The sequence below is a fragment of the Kitasatospora sp. NPDC097643 genome (assembly GCF_040302625.1).
Classification (GTDB): Bacteria; Actinomycetota; Actinomycetes; order Streptomycetales; family Streptomycetaceae; genus Kitasatospora.
Genome location: NZ_JBEOSA010000015.1, coordinates 1 through 18,833, shown reverse-complemented (window position 1 = coordinate 18,833; position 18,833 = coordinate 1). Strand labels below are relative to the sequence as shown.

Below are 18,833 nucleotides of genomic sequence, written 5' to 3'. Positions count from 1 at the left end.
AATCCGGATCCATGTCCTTCGCACCTGCCGACGGCTACGACGCCTTTGAGGTCCTTGACCCGGCCGAGGCCCCCGCACCCCCGTACGGCGGCGGTTCGCTCTGCGACCTGCTGCCCTCGGTGGCGGCGGGGCTCGGTGTCCCGGGGTTCTCCGCGACGCTGCCGATCGCCCCGGCGGACCGGGTGGTGGTGTTCCTGGTCGACGGGCTCGGCTGGGAGCTGCTGCTGCGCCACCCCGAGTACGCGCCGTTCCTGTCCTCGCTGGCGGGCAGCTCGCTGGGCGGCAGTGGCCGTCCGCTGACGGCGGGCTTCCCGTCCACCACGGCGACCTCGCTGGCCTCGGTCGGTACCGGTACGCCGCCGGGCCTGCACGGGCTGGCGGGGTACACGGTGGCGGTGCCGGGTGCCGGTTACCTGATGAACCAGCTGCGCTGGCAGCCGCACACCGATCCGCAGGTGTGGCAGCCGTACCCGACGGTCTTCGAGCGGACGCAGGACGCGGGGGTGGCGACCGCGCAGGTGTCGTCCCCGCTGTTCGCGCAGACCCCGCTGACCCGGGTGGCGCTGTCCGGCGGCACCTTCATGGGCCGCAGCACCGGCGAGGAGCGGATGGACCAGGCGGCCGCCTGGCTGGCCGAGCACGACCGGGCGCTGGTGTACACCTACGTCAGTGAGCTGGACGGTGCGGGCCACCGGTTCGGGGTGGACTCCGACGAGTGGCGGATGATGCTGGACGCGGTGGACCGCCTGGCGCGGCGCCTGGCCGAGCAGCTGCCGCCGCGCTCGGCGATGTACGTGACGGCCGACCACGGCATGATCGACATCGCGCCGGAGGACCGGATCGACTTCGACGAGGACTGGGAGCTGGGCGCCGGTGTCGCCCTGCTCGGCGGTGAGGGCCGGGCCCGGCACGTGTACGCGGTGCCCGGTGCGGCCGCGGACGTGCACGCGGTCTGGAGCGAGGTGCTGGGCGACCGGATGTGGGTGGCCACCCGGGACCAGGCGATCGCGGCGGGCTGGTTCGGCCCGGTCGTGGACGAGCGGGTGTACGGGCGGATCGGCGACGTGGTCGCGGCGGCGCGGGACGACATCGCGGTGATCGCCTCCCGCAACGAGCCCGGCGAGTCCGCGATGATCGGTCTGCACGGTTCGATGACCCCGGTCGAGCAGTTCGTGCCGCTGCTCGAAGTGCGCGGCTGAGCCCGGTCTCCGTCCTCCTCCGTGCCCGAACCCCCTTGATGTGAAAGGCCTTTGCTCCACCCATGGCTGAACTGGTGTTCTTCTCGGGCACGATGGACTGCGGTAAGTCAACGTTGGCGCTGCAGATGGACCACAACCACGCCGCGCGTGGCCGGCAGGGGATCATCCTGACCCGGCACGACCGGGCCGGTGCGGCGACCATCTCCAGCCGGCTGGGCCTGCGTGCCGACGCGGTCGAGGTGACGGACGACTTCGACTTCCACGCCCACGTGGTGCACCGGCTCTCGGCCGGCGGCCGGGTGGACTACCTGATCTGTGACGAGGCGCAGTTCTTCGCCGCCGAGCAGGTCGACCAGTTGGCCCGGGTGGTGGACGAACTGGACATCGACGTCTACACGTTCGGCATCACCACGGACTTCCGGACCCGGCTGTTCCCGGGCTCGCAGCGGTTGATCGAGCTGGCCGACCGGGTCGAGGTGCTCCAGGTCGAGGCGCTGTGCTGGTGCGGCGCGCGGGCCACCCACAACGCCCGGACGGTGGGCGGGGTGATGGTGGTCGAGGGCGCCCAGGTGGTGATCGGCGACATCGCGGTGAGCGAGGGCGAGGTCGGCTACGAGGTGTTGTGCCGCCGGCACCACCGCCGCCGCCTGACCGCCGCGACCGCGCACGCCTCGGTGCTCTCCCCGGACGTCCTGCCCTTCGAGGAGCAGCAGGCCTGACGGGGCCCCGCCCTTCGAGGAGCAGGCCTGGGGCGGGCAGCGGCTCTAGCCGAGTTCCAGTACGGAGAAGTGGCCGCCCTGCGGGTCGGCCAGCCGGGCGGCGAGGCCGCGGGTGGTGTCGTGCGGCTCCACCAGGACCCGGCCGCCGAGTTCGACGGCCCGACGGGTGGTCAGTTCGGCGTCGCGGACGGTGAAGTGGACCCGCCAGCGCGGCGGGTGGCCGCGCAGTTCGGCGCGGTGCCGGATGCCGGCGACCGGCCGGCCGTGCACGAGCAGTGCGGACTCGCCGTCGGCGGGGCGGACCGGGCGGTCGAGCACGGTGCCGTAGAAGGCGACGGCGCCGTCGGTGTCGGGGGTGAGCAGTTCGGTCCAGGCCGGTCCGCCGGGTTCGGGTCCGGCCTCCCGGCCGGTGTGCTCCTCGCCCTGCCAGAGGCCGAAGACGGCGCCGGAGACGTCGGCGGCGATGGCCATCCGCCCGGCGCGTTCGGCCTGGAGCGGGCCGACGGCGACGGTTCCGCCGCACTCGCGCACGAGTTGGGCGGTGCGGTCGGCGTCGTCGACGGCGAAGTAGGTGGTCCACTGCACCGGGAAGCCGGTGGCGGTGGAGACGCCGAGGCCGGCGACCGGCTGGCCGTCGAGCTCGGCCCGGACGTAGGCGCCGAGTTGGCTGGGGCCCGGCGTGTAGGTCCAGCCGAGCAGGTCGCCGTAGAAGGCGCGGGCGCCGGGCAGGTCGTCGGTCAGCAGGCTGACCCAGCAGGGCGTGCCCTGGGCCAGTCGGAGTTCCACCGCTTGCAATGCGGGCCTCCTCACGGGCGGTTGGCGCACGGAAGTCCTCGGGCGGAAATCCTCGGGCGCGAGGGTGATGCTTCCACTCTGGCGCGCGCCGAACCCTCGGGCCGCGCGGAAAGTCCGGCAAAGAGCGCACAAAGAGCGGCGGTGTGGCGGCGCTGCGCGACAATGGCCGCCATGACCACCTATCACGACGGTTCTCCGCTGATCTCCGCGGCCGAGTTGAGCGGGGCGCTCGGCTCGGCGCGCCCGCCGGTGCTGCTCGACGTGCGCTACGTGCTCGTCGGTGCCGCCCCCACCGGGCCGACCGCGATCGAGCAGTACCGGGCCGGGCACCTGCCGGGCGCCCACTTCGTCGAGTTGGACCGGGACCTGGCGGCCCCGCCCGGTGCCCCCGGGCGGGGCGGTCGCCACCCGCTGCCGGATCCGGAGGAGTTCGGCGCGGCGATGCGCCGCTTCGGGGTGAGCGGGGACCGCCCGGTGGTGGTGTACGACGGCGCGGCCGGGCTGTCGGCGGCCCGGGCCTGGTGGCTGCTGCGCTGGGCCGGGCATTCGGACGTGCGGGTGCTGGACGGCGGGTTCGCGGCCTGGCGGGCGGCCGGGCTGCCGGTGACGACCGAGGTCCCGGCGCCGGAGCAGGGTGACTTCAAGCCGCTCCCGGGGCAGTTGCCGACGGTGGACGCGGACGGTGCGGCGGCCTGGGCGCGCAGCGGTCTGCTGCTGGACGCCCGGGCGGGGGAGCGGTACCGGGGCGAGACCGAGCCGGTGGACCCGCGCGCGGGGCACATTCCGGGTGCGGTGTCGGCGCCGACGGCGGAGAACGTGGGACCGGACGGGCGGTTCCGGCCGGCGGCGGAGCTGGCGGAGCGGTTCCGCGGGCTGGGCGCGGGTGAGCGGGAGACGGCGGTGTACTGCGGCTCGGGGGTGACGGCGGCGCACCAGGTCCTGGCGCTGGAGGTGGCGGGTCTGCCGGCGACGCTGTACCCGGGCTCGTGGAGCGAGTGGTCGAGCGACGCGGGCCGCCCGGTGGCGGTGACCGAGCAGCCGGGCTGAGCCCGGACACGTCGAAGGGGCGGGAGGCACCGGGCCTCCCGCCCCCTCGACGTACGGGCTACTCCTGCTTCTTGCGCCGGCTGCCGAAGACGATCTCGTCCCAGCTGGGCACGGTGGCCCGGCGGCCGGGCCGGACGCCGTCCGCCTCGGCCTGCCGGTCGGTGGTGCCGACCAGGCGCTCGCGGTGCGGGGCGACGGCGCGCGGCATCAGGATGTCGGCGTAGGCCGAGCCCGCGCCGACCGCCGGGGCGGCCGCCGCGGCGGACTCCTCGCTCTCCTCGGCGACCTCGGCGGGCACCGGCTCGATCGATGGCGGACCGCCGACGGCCAGGTCGCCGCGGAAGGCGGGGACCACGTCGAGCAGGCTGGTCAGCGAGTCGCGGGATTCGGCGGTGGCCTCGCGGGCCTCCCGGACCTCGCGGGCCGACATGATGCGGTCGGCGGACGGTCGGTCGATCATCGGGCGGGGCGGCCGGTCCTGGGGGAGCCGGGCGATCCGCGGGATGAACGGGAAGACCGACTCCTCCTCGCGCTCGACGTTCTCGCCGATCAGCGCGCGGGCCTCGTCGTCGTTGGGCTGGACCAGGCGGCGCGGCGGGTCGTACGTCCAGGAGGCGCTGCGGCCCTCGCCGTCGGCCCGGTAGGAGAGGATGACCTCCCAGGTGCCGTCGTCGCGCCGCCAGGAGTCCCAGCGCTCGGTGTCCTTCTCGGCGCCGCGCAGCGCGAGCCGCTCGGCGACGGCCTCGCCGAGCTGCGGCCCGGTGGACTCGCCGTTGCGGCGGATGGCGGTCTTGCGGGCGCGTTCGGCCATGAAGGCGCGCTCGGCCAGGACCGGCCCCTCGAAGCGGCGGACCCGGTCGACGGAGATGCCGGCGGCCTGGGCGACCTCCTCGGCGGAGGCACCGGCTCGTATCCGGGCCTGGATGTCCCGGGGGCGCAGGTGGCTCTCGACCTCGATCTCGATCTGGCCGAGGCGCGGCCGGTCGCCGCGGATGGCGGCGCGCAGCCGCTCGTCGATGGGGAGGGTGTACTCCGTGCTGTCGGCAGCCTTGAGCACCAGCCGTGTGCCGTCGTTGCTGACGGCCACAACCCGCAGTTCGGGCACGGTTACCTCCCGGGTGGTGCCTGCCGACGTCACCTGCGTCGCTGCTCCCGTACTGAGTGTGGCCTGCCCGCTCGCGACTGGCCACAACCTTGCTGAGTTCCCCGGCGTGTCGGGCCTGCGCCCGGTCACGCCGCTGTGGCACGGTTGCCTTTTTGCCACGTCATCCGTCGACGTCGCGCCTGGGTGTCCCGGCCGTCCTCGCACGCGGAGTGTTCGCGACGATCCGGGACCGGCGTCGCCGTGCGTGCCCATTCCGTGGCTCTTCGTCAGGCTGCCGGTGAAGGCGCAGTCGACAAGTCGACCCAAGGCTCGGGCTTTACGAACAGTACTCCATTCGTGGCATCCGGAGGGGCGGCTCGCCGCTCAAGTCTCCCGCGATTCACGGGAATCTCAAGAGTGCGCGCCCCCAATGGCGCGCCACCGTCGGGTGAACGGTGATCATCTTCACATATATTGCCGGAGCGGAACCGCATTTTCGTCCCTTGTGTCCTTCTTTGGGCAAGATGGGGGGTCTTGTTCGAGAAACAGTGGAACGGACGTACGGACCGAGGGATGGCGATGCCGGAGCGGAGCCCCGACACGGAGGGCGCGAAGGACGAGCGCAGGCGGATCGATCTGAGTGTGGCTCAGGTCGCGGCGAGTGCCCTGGCCGCGGTGGTCGGGGCGGTGCTCGCCTCCGAACTCGGCGTGTACGGAACGATTCTGGGCGCCGCGGTGGTCAGCATCGGGGCGACCACCGGCGGCGCGGTGTTCCAACACGTCTTCAAGCGCACCGGTGACCAGCTGCGCGAGGCGGTGGACCGCGGGCCGAACCGGACCGTGAACGGGCTGCGCCAGGTGCCGGCCGTACCCGGCGGACCGGCCGGACCGCCGGTGGTCTCGGCGGAGTGGAACGAGCCGCGGGTGGTGCGGGCGCGGCGGCGGTGGACGTGGCAGGGCTACGCCGTGGTGGCGGGGCTGGTGTTCGTGCTGGCGATGACGCCGATCGTGGCGTTCGAACTGGTCACCGGGCAGCCGGTGTCGGCGACGGTGCAGGGCGGGTCCGGCCACGGCACCTCGTTCGGCGGCACGGTGAGCCGCACGCCGGCCCCGCCGGAGGGCCCGGAGCGCGAGCCGGCGGGTCGTCCGTCGTCCGGTGGCGGGCACGGTCCGGACGCCGCGCCGTCCGGCGGTGCCTCGGCCCCGGCCACCACCGCGCCGAGCCGGGAGCCGTCCGGCGGCCCGAGTGGACGCCCGAGCGCGAGCCCGGGCGGCGGTACGGCCTCGCCCTCCGCGGATCCGAGTCCGAGCGCGAGTCCGAGTGCGAGCGCGAGCCCGAGCCCGACGCCGTCGGCCGGACCCTCGTCCGCGGCCGGGGGCAGGCCGACCGGCGGGGCCGGCACCCCGCAGCCGCCCGTGCCGGGCGCCGCCACGGTGCCGCAGGGGCCGACCGGGTCGGCGGGGTCGGCCGGTTAGGCGCCGAGGACCCGGCGCAGGTAGTCGTTGCCGAAGACGCGCTGCGGGTCGACCTCGTCGCGCAGGGCGGTGAAGTCGGCGAAGTGCGGGTAGACGCCGGCCAGGTACTCGGCGTCGCGGGTGTGCAGCTTGCCCCAGTGCGGGCGGCCCTGGTGAGCGGTCATCAGCTGTTCGACGCCGGTGAAGTAGCCCTGGTCGGCGGTGCCCCGGTAGAGGTGGACGGCGATGTAGGCGCTGTCCCGGCCGGAGGCGGTGGAGAGCCAGAGGTCGTCGGCGGGGGCGAAGCGGACCTCCACCGGGAAGCTGATCCGCCAGTCGGACCGTTCGACCAGGGCCTTGAGCTCGCGCAGCACCTCGGCGACGGCCGCGCGCGGCACCGCGTACTCCATCTCCACGAAGCGGACCTTGCGCGGGCTGGTGAACACCCGGTGCGCGGTGTCGGTGTAACTGCGGTCGGACCAGGCGCGGCTGGCCAGCGCGGCGATGGTGGGGATCGAGCCGGGGAAGCGCCGGCCGACCCGGCAGGCGCCCTCCCAGACGGTGTTGGAGAGGAAGTCGTCCTCCAGCCACTCCTTGAACCTGGGCAGCGGGGCGGCCGGGCCCTGGCTGCGGTTGTTGCGCTTGGTGGAGCAGCGGTCGGTGTGCGGGAACCAGTAGAACTCGAAGTGCTCGTTGACGGCGGTGAGGTCGTCCAGCCGTTCCAGCACCTCGTCGAAGGTCATCGGCTGTTCGTGCGCGGTGAGCAGGAAGGCCGGTTCGACGCCGAAGGTCAGCGCGGTGATCACGCCGAGGGCGCCGAGGCCGAGCCGGGCGCCCTGGAAGAGCCGGGGGTGCTCGGTGGGGGAGCAGCGCCGGACGGTGCCGTCGGCGAGGACGATCTCCAGGGCGCGGATCTGGGCGGCGAGCGAGCCGGAGTCGCGGCCGGTGCCGTGGGTGCCGGTGCTGGTGGCGCCGGCCACGGTCTGCACCTCGATGTCGCCCATGTTGGTGAGGGAGAGGCCCTCGGCGGCGAGCAGCCGGTTGAGCCGGTGCAGCGGGAGGCCGGACTCGACGGTGACGGTGCCGGCCTCGCGGTCGATCTCGCGGACGGCGGTCAGCGCGTGCGGCCGGACCAGCAGGCCGTCACCGGCGGAGGCGATCGAGGTGAAGGAGTGGCCGGAGCCGACGGCCTTGACGGTCTGGCCCTGTCCGGCGGCGCGCAGGATCTCCTTGGCCAGTTCCTCCGCGGTGCCCGGGGCGGCCGTCCGGGCCGGGTGGGCGCTCTGGTTGCCGGCCCAGTTGGTCCACCGGGTGCGGGTCGCGGTACTGGCCTGGGGCATTGCGGCTGCCTCCTGCTCCGTGGTCCGGCGGGAACCGCCCGGACACGCCCTACCCGCGGGTAGGCCGCGGGTAGGGAGAGATTAGTCAGTTCACCGTTCGAGGTCTACGGGTTGTCCGAGCTCTTCGGCGGCCTCGGTCGCGGCGACTCCGGCCCGCAGCCGGCGCAGGCCGACGAGGGCGACGAGGACGCCGAACACCCCGGCGACCAGCGGCACCCAGTAGCCGGCGGCGGCGCCGGAGGCGTCGACCACCCAGCCGCCGGTGGAGGAGCCGAAGGCGACGCCGAGGGCGAGCCCGGTGGTGGTCCAGGACATGCCCTCGGTGAGCTGGGCGGCCGGGACGAGCCGTTCGACGAGGGCCATCGCGGAGATCAGGGTGGGGGAGATGGCGACGCCGGCGAGCAGCAGGGCGGCGCCGGCCGCGACCAGCCCGCCGAGGCCGTGCACGGACGAGGCGACGAACAGGATCGGGACCATGCTGAGCGCCATCATCAGCACACCGGTGAAGAAGCGGGTGGCCAGCGTGCCCTTGGGCTTGAGCGCGCCGTAGACGACGCCGGCCAGGCCGGAGCCGAGCGCCCAGACGGCGAGGACGACGCTGGAGAGGCCCTTGTGGCCCTGCGCGTCGGCGAAGGCGACGGTGACGATCTCGACCGAGCCGAAGATCGCGCCGGTGGCGATGAAGGTGAGCACCAGGACGACCAGGCCGCCGTTGAGGATGGCGCTGCGGCCGCCGTGGGCGGCCGCCGGGTGGACCGGGGGCTCGGTGCGCCGCTGGGCGGTGAACAGGACGATGCCGACGGCGAGCGCGATGACGGCGGCGAGCGCCCCCGCCTCGGGGAAGGCGTTGGTGGCCAGGCCGATGGCGAGGATCGGGCCGACGATGAAACAGACCTCGTCGACCACCGCCTCGAAGGAGTAGGCGGTGTGCAGCTTGGCGGGCTCGTCCCGGTAGAGGTGGGCCCAGCGGGCGCGGACCATGGCGCCGGCACTGGGCATCACGCCCATGCCGATGGCGAACAGGAACAGCGTCCAGGACGGTGCGTTGAAGTGGGCGCAGAGCAGCAACCCGGCCGAGGCGAGGACGGTGAGCGCGGCGGCGGGGAGGGCGACGCGGCGCTGCCCCTGCCGGTCGACCAGCCAGGAGACCGCCGGTCCGAGCGCCGCGGCGGCCAACGCCAGCGTCGCCGACACCGCGCCCGCCACTCCGTACGACCCTCTCAGCTGGGAGAGCATGGTCACGATGCCGATGCCGGCCATGGAGATCGGCAGGCGGGCTATGAAGCCGGTGGAGGAGAAGGCCAGCGAGCCGGGGGCGGCGAAGATCTGGCGGTAGCTGGACAGCACGGGGGAGCTCCGTGGGGTAAGGAACAAGGCTGATCAAGACAGCTTACGTACCTTGGCAAACGGTATTTTCCGGACACCCGAGCGGCCCCACCGCCGGTCTCCGGCCCCTCAATGGCAGGATCGGTGCCATGTCCGACGCGCGCAAACCCTCACCCTCCGGCGCCGCCCCCTACGACGCCCTGCTGCTGCTCTCCTTCGGCGGGCCCGAGGCCCCCGAGGAGGTCGTCCCGTTCCTGGAGAACGTCACCCGCGGCCGCGGCATCCCCAAGGAACGGCTGACGGAGGTGGGCAAGCACTACTTCCTGTTCGGCGGGGTCAGCCCGATCAACGAGCAGAACCGCGAGCTGCTCGCCGCGCTGCGCAAGGACTTCGCCGAGCACGGGCTGGACCTGCCGGTCTACTGGGGCAACCGGAACTGGGCGCCCTACCTGGTCGACACCCTGCGCGAGATCGCCGCCGACGGCCACCGCCGCGTCGCCGTCCTCGCCACCAGCGCCTACGCCGGCTACTCGGGCTGCCGCCAGTACCGGGAGAACCTGGCCGACGCCCTGGCCACCCTCGCCGAGGAGGGCCTGCCCGCGCCGCGGGTCGACAAGCTGCGGCACTTCTACAACCACCCGGGCTTCGTCGAGCCGATGATCGACGCCACCGTGGCCGCCCTGGCGCAGCTGCCCGCCGGGGTGCGCGACGGCGCCCGGCTGGCGTTCACCACCCACTCCATCCCGGACGCCATGGCCGAGACCTCCGGCGCCCCGGACGACCCGGCCCGCGGCCGCCCCGGCGGCGCGTACGTCGCCCAGCACCTGGACGTCGCCCGGCTGATCGCCGAGGCGGTCGCCGCCCGCACCGGCGTCGCGGACCGCCCGTGGGAGCTGGTCTTCCAGAGCCGCAGCGGCGCCCCGCACATCCCGTGGCTGGAGCCGGACATCTGCGACCACCTGGAGGCCCAGCAGGCCGACGGCGCACCCGCCGTGGTGATGGTCCCGATCGGCTTCGTCTCCGACCACATGGAGGTCAAGTACGACCTCGACACCGAGGCCGTCGCCAAGGCCGCCGAACTCGGCCTGCCGGTGGCCCGCGCCGCCACCGTCGGCGCCGACCCCCGCTTCACCGCCGCCGTGCGCGAGCTCGTCCAGGAGCGGGCCGCCGTCGAACGCGGCGAGGACGTGACCCGCTGCGCCCTCGGGGCGCTCGGCCCCAGCCACGACCTGTGCGCGGTGGCCTGCTGCCCCAACCCGCGCGCCCCGCGCCCGGCCGCCGCCGAGCGCTGACCCCGAACCGGCACCCCGGAGGAGAACCCCGTGTCCAGCCCCGCCCTGCCCGACGACCGGCTGCTCGACGACCTGCTCGACGTCGCCCTGGACGCGGCCCGGCAGGCCGGCGCCCTGCTGCGCGACGGCCGGCCGGCCGACCTGGGCGTGGCCGGCACCAAGAGCAGCCCGGTCGACGTGGTCACCGAGATGGACCTCGCCTCCGAGAAGCTGATCGTGGAGCTGATCGGCGACCGCCGCCCGGACGACGGCTACCTCGGCGAGGAGGGCACCGAGCGCCGCGGCACCAGCGGGGTGCGCTGGGTCGTCGACCCGCTCGACGGCACGGTCAACTACCTGTACGGGCTGCCCTCCTGGGCGGTCAGCGTGGCCGCCGAGGTGGACGGCCGGGCGGCCGTCGGCGTGGTCTACGCCCCGGCGCGCGGCGAGCTGTTCCAGGCCGTCGCGGGCCGCGGTGCCCGGCTCGACGGCCGCCCGCTCGCGGCCCGCCCGGCCCCGCCGTGGGGGCAGGCGCTGATCGGCACCGGCTTCAACTACGTGCAGTCCGTGCGGGTGCGCCAGGCCGAGGTGCTGCTGGCCCTGATGCCCGAGGTGCGTGACATCCGCCGGGGCGGCGCCGCCGCCGTGGACCTGTGCGACGTCGCCGCCGGGCGGCTGGACGGCTACTACGAGCGCGGCCTCGCCCCCTGGGACCGGGCCGCCGGCTGCCTGATCGCCACCGAGGCGGGCGCCCTGGTCGGCGGCCGCCCCGGGCACGGCCCGGACGGCGAGCTGACCGTCGCCGCCGCCCCCGGGGTGTACCAGCCCCTTCAGGAGCGACTGGCCGCGCTGCGCGCCTGGGCGGACTGAGGCCCGGGCCGCCCCGGGCGGGCGGCGGATCCGGGCAAGCGAAGAGCCCTGGCATACGGGGGATGCCAGGGCCTGGGTTCTCGCACGGCCCCCGCAGGGCCGCTGGTGCCGGAGGACCGGCGACGGGTCGGTTGGGACGGGCGGGTCAGGCGGCGGTGCGGTGGCGCTCCAGCACCGTGTCCACGCCGTGTTCGGCGGCGAGCCGGCGGAGGTCGTCCAGCTCGGACTGCTCCACCTCGGCGAGGAACTCGTCCCCGGCCTCGATCGCGCGGTGCAGGTCCTGCTCGGCGTTGGCTATGCGCTGCAGGATTCCGGCCTTGAAGGCGTCCATACGGGCCCCCTTACTGTGTCGGACGTGCACGGTCGTGCGTACTCCGCCCCGAGGTGGCGTGGCCAGCGGAAGCGTCCGGGCCGGCAGGTCGTGAAATCTCCGGTCGGGCGCGGAGACGGCCCTTGGCCGCTCCCGGTGACGTCCCCAGCCCCAGGGCCGGCGCGGATGAACGCACGGCGGGTGGGTGCGACCGACCTACAGGCCAGATCGCGGGTGTGCAGCTGTCCTCCCCGCCGGGGAGCCGGGGAAACCTCCCGGCCCGAGAAAGTTGCCCGTGTCACAGTCCAACCGGACTGCTCCCGGTGCGAACGGTCGCCCCCACGGCCTCCGGACCCGTGCCCGAGAGGCAGCTTATCGCTGCTTTACCGAAGGACCAGGCAGGATGGGAGGCACCGTCGGAGCCGCGCGTCCGCTTCCGGGGCCGGCCTGGGAGAAGGGACAACGATCGTGCGGGTTCTCGTCGTCGAGGACGAGCAGCTGCTCGCCGAGGCTGTCGCCACCGGCCTGCGCCGCGAGGCGATGGCCGTCGACGTGGTGTACGACGGGGAGGCCGCGCTCCAGCGCATCGCGGTCAACGACTACGACGTCGTGGTGCTGGACCGGGACCTCCCGCTGGTCCACGGCGACGACGTCTGCCGCAAGGTGGTCGAACAGGGCCTGGCCACCCGGGTGATCATGCTGACCGCCTCCGGTGACATCAGCGACCGGGTCGAGGGCCTGGAGATCGGCGCGGACGACTACCTTCCGAAGCCGTTCGCCTTCAGCGAACTCGTCGCCCGGGTCAGGGCGTTGGGGCGTCGCGCGACCATCCCGCTGCCGCCGGTGCTGGAGCGCGCCGGCATCTCGCTCGACCCCGGCCGCCGCGAGGTGATCCGCGACGGACGCACCGTCCAGCTCGCCCCCAAGGAGTTCGCCGTCCTGGAGGTGCTGATGCGCGCCGGCGGCGCCGTCGTCTCCGCCGAACAGCTGCTGGAGAAGGCCTGGGACGAGCACACCGACCCGTTCACCAACGTCGTGCGCGTCACCGTGATGACGCTGCGCCGCAAGCTCGGCGACCCGCCGGTGATCGTCACCGTCCCCGGCTCCGGCTACCGGATCTGATCCGGCACCGCCCGGCCCCCACCCACCCCGCGCCCGCCCCGGCGGACGCCCCGAGAGGACCGTCATGACCACCCCGCCCCCGGCCGGCGGGGCCTCCGGCGCGCCCGCCGGCGGCCCGCGCGCCGTCCCGCCCAAGCCCGCGCACCCCCCGGGCCCGCCCCGGAACCAGTCGCGCCCAGAGGCGTACGTCCCCGGCGACGGCATGCTCGCCTGGCTGCCGTTCCGCCCCACCATCCGGATGCGGCTCACCCTGCTGTACGGCGGCATGTTCCTGATGGCCGGCGTGGTGCTGCTGCTGCTGATGTACGTGTTCTTCCAGGACGCGGTGCAGTACCTCGCCCCGCGCAAGTTCGACTTCGCCAACAACTTCCAGGTCAACGGCGTGCCGATGAACAGCGCGCAGTTCAACCAGGAGCAGGCCAACGACTACCTGCTGCGCTCCAACTCCGCGCTCAACACCCTGCTGCGCAAGTCGCTCACCATGCTGGTCTGCCTCGCCGTGATCGCCTTCGCGGCCGGCTTCGCGATGGCCGGCCGGGTGCTGCGCCCGCTCGGCCGGATCACCCGTACCGCCCGCGACGTCGCCTCCTCCGACCTGCACCGGCGGATCGAGCTGGACGGCCCGGACGACGAGCTCAAGGAGCTCGCCGACACCTTCGACGACATGCTCGACCGGCTCGACCGCTCCTTCGACTCCCAGCGCCGCTTCGTCGCCAACGCCTCGCACGAGCTGCGCACCCCGCTGGCGATCAACCGCACCCTGCTGGAGGTCCAGCTCTCCGACCCGGCCGCCTCGCCCGACCTCCAGCAGCTCGGCAAGACCCTGCTGGCCACCAACGAGCGCAGCGAACAGCTCGTGGAGGGCCTGCTGCTGCTCGCCCGCAGCGAGAACGAGCTGACCGACCGCCGCCCGGTGGAGCTCTCCGAGGTGGCCACCCGGGCGCTGGAGCAGACCCGCACCGAGGCCGGCCGGCGCGAGGTCGAGCTCCGCTCGAAGCTCGATCCGGCCGTGGTCGCGGGCAACGGCGTGCTGCTGGAGCGGCTCGCGCTCAACCTGCTCCAGAACGCCGTGCGCTACAACACCCCGGGCGGCTGGGTGGAGCTCACCACCGCCGAGGTGCCGGGCGGCGGCGAACTGGTGGTCTCCAACACCGGCCCGGTGGTGCCCGGCTACGAGCTGGAGCACATCTTCGAACCGTTCCGCCGGATCAAGGGCGCCGACCGCACCCGCAGCGACAAGGGGGTCGGACTCGGCCTGTCCATCGTCCGCTCGGTGGTGCGCGCCCACGCCGGCACCATCGAGGCCACTCCGCGCGCCGGGGGCGGCCTCACCATGCGGGTGCGCATCCCCGGCCCCTGACGCCCCTCCTGGGGCCCTCCCGGGCTCCCTCCGGGGGCCGCCCGCGCCACGCCCGGGTCCGCGTCCCGCTCGCCGCGTTCCGTGAGCGACCGTTTCCAGCCGCTCCCGTCAGGCCTGTCAAGACGACATAAGGCCTGGCGGGGGCGGCTTGTCTTTTCTGGACCGGGCAACCTACGGTGTCGTAACCTACGGAACCGTAAGTGCGTCCGCCGACGTGCCCGCCCAACGCGCCAGTCCCAGCGCGTGTCGTCCCCCAGGAGCAAGCCCGTGACCATCGCCCCTGTGCAGAGCAGCACCTCGCTCGGATCGAGCGGCTGGACCGACACGCGGCTGATCCTGGCCCTCGAAGAGGTCGTGGAGAAGGAGCTCAACCGCCACCTGGCCATCGCCAAGGAGTGGATGCCGCACGAGTTCGTCCCGTGGAGCCAGGGCCGCGACTTCGACGGCGTGCTGGGCGGCGAGGCCTGGTCGCTGGAGCAGTCCCAGGTGACCCCGCTCGGCCGGGTGTCGCTGGTGGTGAACCTGCTGACCGAGGACAACCTCCCCAGCTACCACCACGAGATCGCGACCATGTTCGGCCGCGAGGGCGCCTGGGGCACCTGGGTGCACCGCTGGACCGCCGAGGAGGGTCGGCACGGCATAGCCATCCGCGACTTCCTGCTCGCCACCCGGGCCGTCGACCCGGTCGAGCTGGAGCGGGCCCGGATGAACCACATGTCCGAGGGCTTCGAGTCCGACAACGCGCACAGCATGCTGCACTCGGTCGCGTACGTCGCCTTCCAGGAGCTCGCCACCCGCATCGCACACCGCAACACCGGCAAGTACGCCGGCGACCCGCTCTGCGACCAGCTGCTGGCGAAGATCGCCAACGACGAGAACCTGCACATGGTCTTCTACCGGAACCTGCTGAAGGCCGCCCTGGAGATCGCCCCCGACCAGGCCATGCGGGCCATCGCCGACGTGGTGACCGGTTTCCGGATGCCCGGCCACGGCATCCCCGGCTTCGAGCGGGCCGCGGCGCAGATCGCCCTCGGCGGGGTCTACAACCTGCGCATCCACCACGACGACGTGCTCCAGCCGGTGCTGCGCCACCTCAAGGTGATGGAGCTCGGCGGCCTCGGCCCCGAGGGCCTGCTGGCGCAGAACGAGCTCGGCGTCTTCCTCGACGGGCTGGACGCCCAGGCGCGGAAGTTCGACGAGCGGCAGGCCGCGCTGCTGGCCCGGCGGGCGGCCCGGCAGAACGCCGGCTGAGCGGCCGCCCGGACTGCTGACGGGCCGGTCGGAGTGGGTGGATTTTCCGTGGTTTGCCCCGGAAGATTCTGAACGTGACCAAGCTCACATCGTGTCGCTGCGTGACGTGGGTCAACCCCGGAGAGTGATCATGCCCTCCGGGGTGTTGATCGCCGTCCGTGACCGGATTTCCGACCCCCTCCGGCGGGTAGGGTTGGCGGCCGCCCCTGGTGGGCAAGGGAGAGGGCGGGTACCCGCACGGCCCGTGCTCACTGTGAGTGGTCGCCGCGCGGGGCCCGGCGGAGGCCGACGATGGCCCAGCGTGAGGCCTCGCGCGCCTCGGAGGATCACCCCAACGGACCCCTGGCTGAGTGTCGATTGAGTAACAGGGCTTGAAGTAAGGCAAAATCTCCGCCTCGGGTCGGGCACAAGACCGGCCCCCCATGCGTTACGTGCGCTGGAGATACCGCACACACCGCACAACCCGGAGGGGGAGAGCGAAAAATGGCAACGGACTACGACACCCCACGCAAGACCGATGACGAGCTCAACGAGGACAGCATCGAGGAGCTCAAGGCTCGTCGGAACGACAAGGGCGGCGGCTCTGTCGACATCGACGAGTTCGACGCCGCCGAAGGCATGGAGCTTCCCGGCGCCGACCTCTCCAACGAGGAGCTCGCGGTTCGCGTGCTGCCGAAGCAGGCGGACGAGTTCACCTGCATGAGCTGCTTCCTGGTGCACCACCGCAGCCAGCTGTACAGCGAGAAGAACGGCAACCCGATCTGCCGGGACTGCGGCGCCTGAGCACCAGGGCGGACACGGTCCGGTACCCGCGGCCCCCGCGGGACCGGCACACCACCCCTTCCGGCCCCGGGCAGCGGGGCCGGACGGCAGTACCGGGGGCCGTCCGCACGGGCGGCGCCGGTAGGACGGAGTCGGCCGGGTCGGCATCGGCCAGGACAAAGTCGTAGGGACGGTCCCGCAGTAGCGGAACCGTCCCTCTCCGTTTTGTTCGACCGATTTTTCGACCGTGGTGTCCGACGCTGTCCGACCCCCGGCCTCAGGTGCGGGCGCCCCGGCGGGCCTCCTCCAGCGCCTCCGCCAGCTTCACCGGCGAGCGGGTCGACAGGTAGAGGTACGGCGTCGGGTCGGCCGGGTCGGTCACCTCGACCCGCAGTGCCGTCGGGACGTAGCTGCGCAGCAGCATGAAGGCGCGCGGGTTGGCCTTCGGTCCGCGCCAGGCCGCCGCCTCCTTGGGGCTCAGCGGCTGCGCGGCGCCCAGGGCGTCCACCGGGATCCGGGCCGGGCCGGCCACCAGGGAACCCTGGACCACCCGGATCCGGACCGAACCGTAGCTGCTGATCGCGGCCGCGCCGGCGGCGATGCCGACCACCAGCCCGATCAGCGCGCCCAGGGGGCTGACCCGCAGGAGGATCAGTGCGAGCGTCAGCCCGGTCGCGACCGGGAGCAGCCACCAGGAGCGCGGCACCGTGAGGCGTTCGTCGTACATGCCCCCCATTGTGGGCGTCCTGACGCCCGGGACCGGACGGCACCCCCACCGGCCGCCTCCCTACCGATCGGTAGGGTTGGGCCCCGTGACCGGTTCGACCACCCCCACCACCCCCGCCGACCGGCCGGCCCCCGTCCTGCCGCCGTCGCCCACCACCCCGCCGCCGGACGCCGTGCTCCCGCCGCGCGCCCCCGAGGCGCCGGCCCCCGGCACCCGGCTCGGCTCCCACTACGAACACTGCTTCGGCTGCGGCCCGCAGCACCCCGGCGGCCTGCGGATCGACGCGGTGGCCGGCGAAGGGCTCGACGTCACGGCGGAGTTCACCGTCCGGGACGTCCACCAGGGCGGCCCCGGCCTGGCCCACGGCGGCGTGCTGACGACAGCCATGGACGAGACCCTCGGCACGCTCAACTGGCTGCTGCACGCCCCCGCCGTCACCGGCCGGCTGGAGACCGACTTCCTCTGCCCGGTGCCCGTCGACTCGGTGCTGCACCTGCGTGCCTGGGTCACCGGTGTGCACGGCCGCAAGATCTACAGCGCCGCCGAGGCGCGGATCGGCGGCCCCGACGGACCGGTCGCGGTGCGTGCTCAGGCGCTCTTCATCCAGGTGAAGCTGGAACACTTCACCACGCACGGTCGTCCCGAGGACATCGACAAGGTCCTCGACGACCCGGATCTGATGAAGCGCGCACGAGCCTTTGAGGTGAACCCTTGAGCAGCCCCCGCCAGCCCCTGGACGTCCTGATCAGGCGCATCGACCCCGAGCTGCCGCTGCCGGCGTACGCGCAGCCCGGCGACGCCGGGGCCGACCTGCGGACCACCGTCGACGCCGAGCTGGCGCCGGGCGAGCGGGCGGTGCTGCCCACCGGCATCGCCGTCGCGCTCCCGGACGGCTACGCGGCCTTCGTCCACCCCCGTTCCGGGCTGGCAGCTCGTTGCGGAGTTGCGCTCGTGAACGCCCCGGGGACGGTCGATGCCGGGTACCGTGGAGAGATCAAGGTGATCGTCGTCAATCTGGACCCGCGCGAGGGGGTCAGCTTCCGCCGAGGGGACCGGATCGCCCAGCTGGTCATCCAGCAGGTCGAGAAGGCCCGCTTCCACGAGGTGGCCGAGCTGCCGGGGTCGGCACGCGCCGAGGGTGGGTTCGGGTCGACCGGCGGCCACGCCGCGGTCTAGCATGCCCGCGGCCTCGCAGGAAGCCGAGCAGGTATTCGCATCGGTCTTGGACCGGGAAGGACAGTGACCGTGTTCCGTCGTCGCCAGAAGAGCGAGGACGCTGTCGAGCAGCTCGCCGACGACGCCATCAGCGCCGACGAGACGGCCGATGACGTCGAAGGTTCCGCCGAGAGCGAGAACGTGACCGAGCTGGACCCGGCCGACAGGGTCGGCCTGCCTCCGGCCCCGCGGCCGGACGGCCCGTGGGACCACTCCGAGCTCGAGAACCCTGAGGAGGGGCGAGTCGACCTCGGGGGTCTGCTGGTCCCCGGTGTCGAGGGCATGGAACTGCGCGTCGAGGTCGCCGGAGACGCGATCGTCGCCGCGACCCTGGTCCTCGGCAACAGCGCCGTCCAGCTCCAGGCCTTCGCGGCCCCCAAGTCGGAGGGCATCTGGGGCGAGGTCCGCGAGGAGATCGCCAACGGCATCACCTCGCAGGGCGGCCTCGTCGAGGAGGAGGAGGGCCCGCTCGGCTGGCACCTCCGCGCCCAGGTCCCGGTGCAGCTGCCGGACGGCACCCAGGGTGTGCAGCTGGTGCGCTTCGTCGGTTGCGACGGTCCGCGCTGGTTCCTGCGCGGTGTGATCTCGGGCCAGGCCGCCGTGCAGCCCGAGATGGCCGGCATCCTGGAGCAGGTGTTCCGGCAGACGGTCGTCGTCCGCGGCGAGGCCCCGATGGCGCCCCGCGACCCGATCGTGCTGAAGCTGCCCGAGGACGCCCAGATGGTCGCCGACGGTGGCGGTGCGGTGGCGGCCGCCGGCGAGGGGGACAGCCGTTTCGCCGGCACCTCGCTGGACCCGTTCGCCCGCGGCCCGGAGATCACCGAGGTCCGCTGATCGCGCGCCCGCCAACCAGCCTGTCGCCCCCGCCCGGATCCCGGGCGGGGGCGATTTGCATGTGGCGGGCCCGGCCCCGTACAGTTCCGGAGTCGCCGCGAGAGAGCGGTGGCGGGAAACGGAAAGCAAATCCGATGAATGAAACT

General features: G+C 73.5%; 19 protein-coding genes. 13 read left to right on the top strand and 6 right to left on the bottom strand.

What is annotated here, in order from left to right; translation table 11 throughout:
• Positions 1-11 precede the first annotated feature (11 nt).
• Positions 12-1,199 (top strand): alkaline phosphatase family protein, encoded by a 1,188-nt coding sequence (locus ABTY15_RS12805; protein ID WP_350580974.1) that lies wholly within the window; start codon positions 12-14, stop codon positions 1,197-1,199.
• A 62-nt stretch (positions 1,200-1,261) separates the two neighbouring features.
• The gene (locus ABTY15_RS12800; protein WP_350580971.1) at positions 1,262-1,918 is read left to right on the top strand and encodes a thymidine kinase; all 657 of its coding nucleotides are present in this window, start codon (positions 1,262-1,264) and stop codon (positions 1,916-1,918) included.
• A 45-nt stretch (positions 1,919-1,963) separates the two neighbouring features.
• Here ABTY15_RS12800 and ABTY15_RS12795 read toward each other — a convergent pair whose 3' ends face one another.
• Entirely contained in the window at positions 1,964-2,704 is a 741-nt protein-coding gene (locus tag ABTY15_RS12795) for a VOC family protein (protein WP_350581307.1), read from the bottom strand.
• A gap of 180 nt (positions 2,705-2,884) precedes the next feature.
• Here ABTY15_RS12795 and ABTY15_RS12790 point away from each other — a divergent pair, with 180 nt between their 5' ends.
• The gene (locus ABTY15_RS12790; RefSeq protein ID WP_350580969.1) at positions 2,885-3,760 is read left to right on the top strand and encodes a sulfurtransferase; all 876 of its coding nucleotides are present in this window, start codon (positions 2,885-2,887) and stop codon (positions 3,758-3,760) included.
• Between the two features lie 58 nt (positions 3,761-3,818).
• Here ABTY15_RS12790 and sepH read toward each other — a convergent pair whose 3' ends face one another.
• Positions 3,819-4,898, bottom strand: a complete 1,080-nt coding sequence (gene sepH / locus ABTY15_RS12785) for a septation protein SepH (protein WP_350580966.1) — start codon at positions 4,896-4,898, stop codon at positions 3,819-3,821.
• Positions 4,899-5,423: 525 nt separating this feature from the next.
• On the opposite strand from sepH, the gene ABTY15_RS12780 reads away from it, so the two are divergent.
• Positions 5,424-6,320 carry a hypothetical protein gene (locus tag ABTY15_RS12780; RefSeq protein ID WP_350580964.1) on the top strand — a complete coding sequence of 299 codons (897 nt, stop codon included), beginning with the start codon at positions 5,424-5,426 and terminating at the stop codon, positions 6,318-6,320.
• On the opposite strand, the gene ABTY15_RS12775 is transcribed toward ABTY15_RS12780, so the two are convergent.
• Together ABTY15_RS12775 and ABTY15_RS12770 are read right to left on the bottom strand one after the other, a co-directional pair.
• The gene (locus ABTY15_RS12775) at positions 6,317-7,639 is read right to left on the bottom strand and encodes a D-arabinono-1,4-lactone oxidase (protein ID WP_350580961.1); all 1,323 of its coding nucleotides are present in this window, start codon (positions 7,637-7,639) and stop codon (positions 6,317-6,319) included. The genes ABTY15_RS12780 and ABTY15_RS12775 overlap by 4 nt on opposite strands.
• Before the next feature lie 90 nt (positions 7,640-7,729).
• Positions 7,730-8,986, bottom strand: coding sequence for an MFS transporter (locus tag ABTY15_RS12770; protein ID WP_350580959.1), 1,257 nt, complete (start codon positions 8,984-8,986; stop codon positions 7,730-7,732).
• Positions 8,987-9,114: 128 nt separating this feature from the next.
• On the opposite strand from ABTY15_RS12770, the gene ABTY15_RS12765 reads away from it, so the two are divergent.
• Together ABTY15_RS12765 and ABTY15_RS12760 are read left to right on the top strand one after the other, a co-directional pair.
• Positions 9,115-10,257: a ferrochelatase gene (locus ABTY15_RS12765; RefSeq protein ID WP_350580956.1), complete on the top strand. Its 1,143-nt coding sequence runs from the start codon at positions 9,115-9,117 to the stop codon at positions 10,255-10,257.
• Positions 10,258-10,287: 30 nt separating this feature from the next.
• Positions 10,288-11,106 carry an inositol monophosphatase family protein gene (locus ABTY15_RS12760; RefSeq protein WP_350580954.1) on the top strand — a complete coding sequence of 273 codons (819 nt, stop codon included), beginning with the start codon at positions 10,288-10,290 and terminating at the stop codon, positions 11,104-11,106.
• 145 nt (positions 11,107-11,251) lie between these two features.
• Here ABTY15_RS12760 and ABTY15_RS12755 read toward each other — a convergent pair whose 3' ends face one another.
• On the bottom strand, positions 11,252-11,437 hold the full coding sequence (locus ABTY15_RS12755) for a hypothetical protein (protein WP_030057688.1): 186 nt from the start codon (positions 11,435-11,437) through the stop codon (positions 11,252-11,254).
• Between the two features lie 447 nt (positions 11,438-11,884).
• Between ABTY15_RS12755 and ABTY15_RS12750 the strand changes: the two genes are divergently transcribed.
• The 4 genes from ABTY15_RS12750 (at position 11,885) to ABTY15_RS12735 (ending at position 15,932) form a co-directional block, all read left to right on the top strand.
• The gene (locus tag ABTY15_RS12750; RefSeq protein ID WP_030057689.1) at positions 11,885-12,538 is read left to right on the top strand and encodes a response regulator transcription factor; all 654 of its coding nucleotides are present in this window, start codon (positions 11,885-11,887) and stop codon (positions 12,536-12,538) included.
• 64 nt (positions 12,539-12,602) lie between these two features.
• Positions 12,603-13,898 carry a sensor histidine kinase gene (locus ABTY15_RS12745; protein WP_350580950.1) on the top strand — a complete coding sequence of 432 codons (1,296 nt, stop codon included), beginning with the start codon at positions 12,603-12,605 and terminating at the stop codon, positions 13,896-13,898.
• Positions 13,899-14,165: 267 nt separating this feature from the next.
• Entirely contained in the window at positions 14,166-15,149 is a 984-nt protein-coding gene (locus ABTY15_RS12740) for an acyl-ACP desaturase (RefSeq protein WP_350580948.1), read from the top strand.
• Positions 15,150-15,632: 483 nt separating this feature from the next.
• Complete coding sequence (locus ABTY15_RS12735; protein WP_350580945.1) at positions 15,633-15,932, top strand: DUF4193 domain-containing protein; 300 nt, start codon at positions 15,633-15,635, stop codon at positions 15,930-15,932.
• A gap of 256 nt (positions 15,933-16,188) precedes the next feature.
• Here the strand turns inward: ABTY15_RS12735 and ABTY15_RS12730 are convergent, their stop codons facing one another.
• Complete coding sequence (locus ABTY15_RS12730; RefSeq protein WP_502893486.1) at positions 16,189-16,638, bottom strand: DUF3093 domain-containing protein; 450 nt, start codon at positions 16,636-16,638, stop codon at positions 16,189-16,191.
• A gap of 136 nt (positions 16,639-16,774) precedes the next feature.
• Here ABTY15_RS12730 and ABTY15_RS12725 point away from each other — a divergent pair, with 136 nt between their 5' ends.
• From ABTY15_RS12725 to ABTY15_RS12715, 3 genes are all read left to right on the top strand, one after another.
• A complete protein-coding gene (locus tag ABTY15_RS12725) occupies positions 16,775-17,353 on the top strand; it encodes a PaaI family thioesterase (RefSeq protein ID WP_350581304.1) in 579 nt (192 codons plus the stop codon).
• Positions 17,350-17,814, top strand: a complete 465-nt coding sequence (gene dut / locus ABTY15_RS12720) for a dUTP diphosphatase (RefSeq protein ID WP_350580940.1) — start codon at positions 17,350-17,352, stop codon at positions 17,812-17,814. Before ABTY15_RS12725 ends, dut begins: the two co-directional genes overlap by 4 nt.
• A 69-nt stretch (positions 17,815-17,883) precedes the next feature.
• On the top strand, positions 17,884-18,687 hold the full coding sequence (locus ABTY15_RS12715) for a DUF3710 domain-containing protein (protein ID WP_350580937.1): 804 nt from the start codon (positions 17,884-17,886) through the stop codon (positions 18,685-18,687).
• Positions 18,688-18,833 lie beyond the last annotated feature (146 nt).

Bases quoted from the DNA above. Each gene is read 5' to 3' on its own strand.
- ABTY15_RS12805 (WP_350580974.1), top strand. From the start codon at position 12: ATGTCCTTCGCACCTGCCGACGGCTACGACGCCTTTGAGGTCCTTGAC.
- ABTY15_RS12800 (WP_350580971.1), top strand. From the start codon at position 1,262: ATGGCTGAACTGGTGTTCTTCTCGGGCACGATGGACTGCGGTAAGTCA.
- ABTY15_RS12790 (WP_350580969.1), top strand. From the start codon at position 2,885: ATGACCACCTATCACGACGGTTCTCCGCTGATCTCCGCGGCCGAGTTG.
- ABTY15_RS12780 (WP_350580964.1), top strand. From the start codon at position 5,424: ATGCCGGAGCGGAGCCCCGACACGGAGGGCGCGAAGGACGAGCGCAGG.
- ABTY15_RS12775 (WP_350580961.1), bottom strand. From the start codon at position 7,639: ATGCCCCAGGCCAGTACCGCGACCCGCACCCGGTGGACCAACTGGGCC.
- ABTY15_RS12765 (WP_350580956.1), top strand. From the start codon at position 9,115: ATGTCCGACGCGCGCAAACCCTCACCCTCCGGCGCCGCCCCCTACGAC.
- ABTY15_RS12755 (WP_030057688.1), bottom strand. From the start codon at position 11,437: ATGGACGCCTTCAAGGCCGGAATCCTGCAGCGCATAGCCAACGCCGAG.
- ABTY15_RS12745 (WP_350580950.1), top strand. From the start codon at position 12,603: ATGACCACCCCGCCCCCGGCCGGCGGGGCCTCCGGCGCGCCCGCCGGC.
- ABTY15_RS12735 (WP_350580945.1), top strand. From the start codon at position 15,633: ATGGCAACGGACTACGACACCCCACGCAAGACCGATGACGAGCTCAAC.
- ABTY15_RS12730 (WP_502893486.1), bottom strand. From the start codon at position 16,638: ATGTACGACGAACGCCTCACGGTGCCGCGCTCCTGGTGGCTGCTCCCG.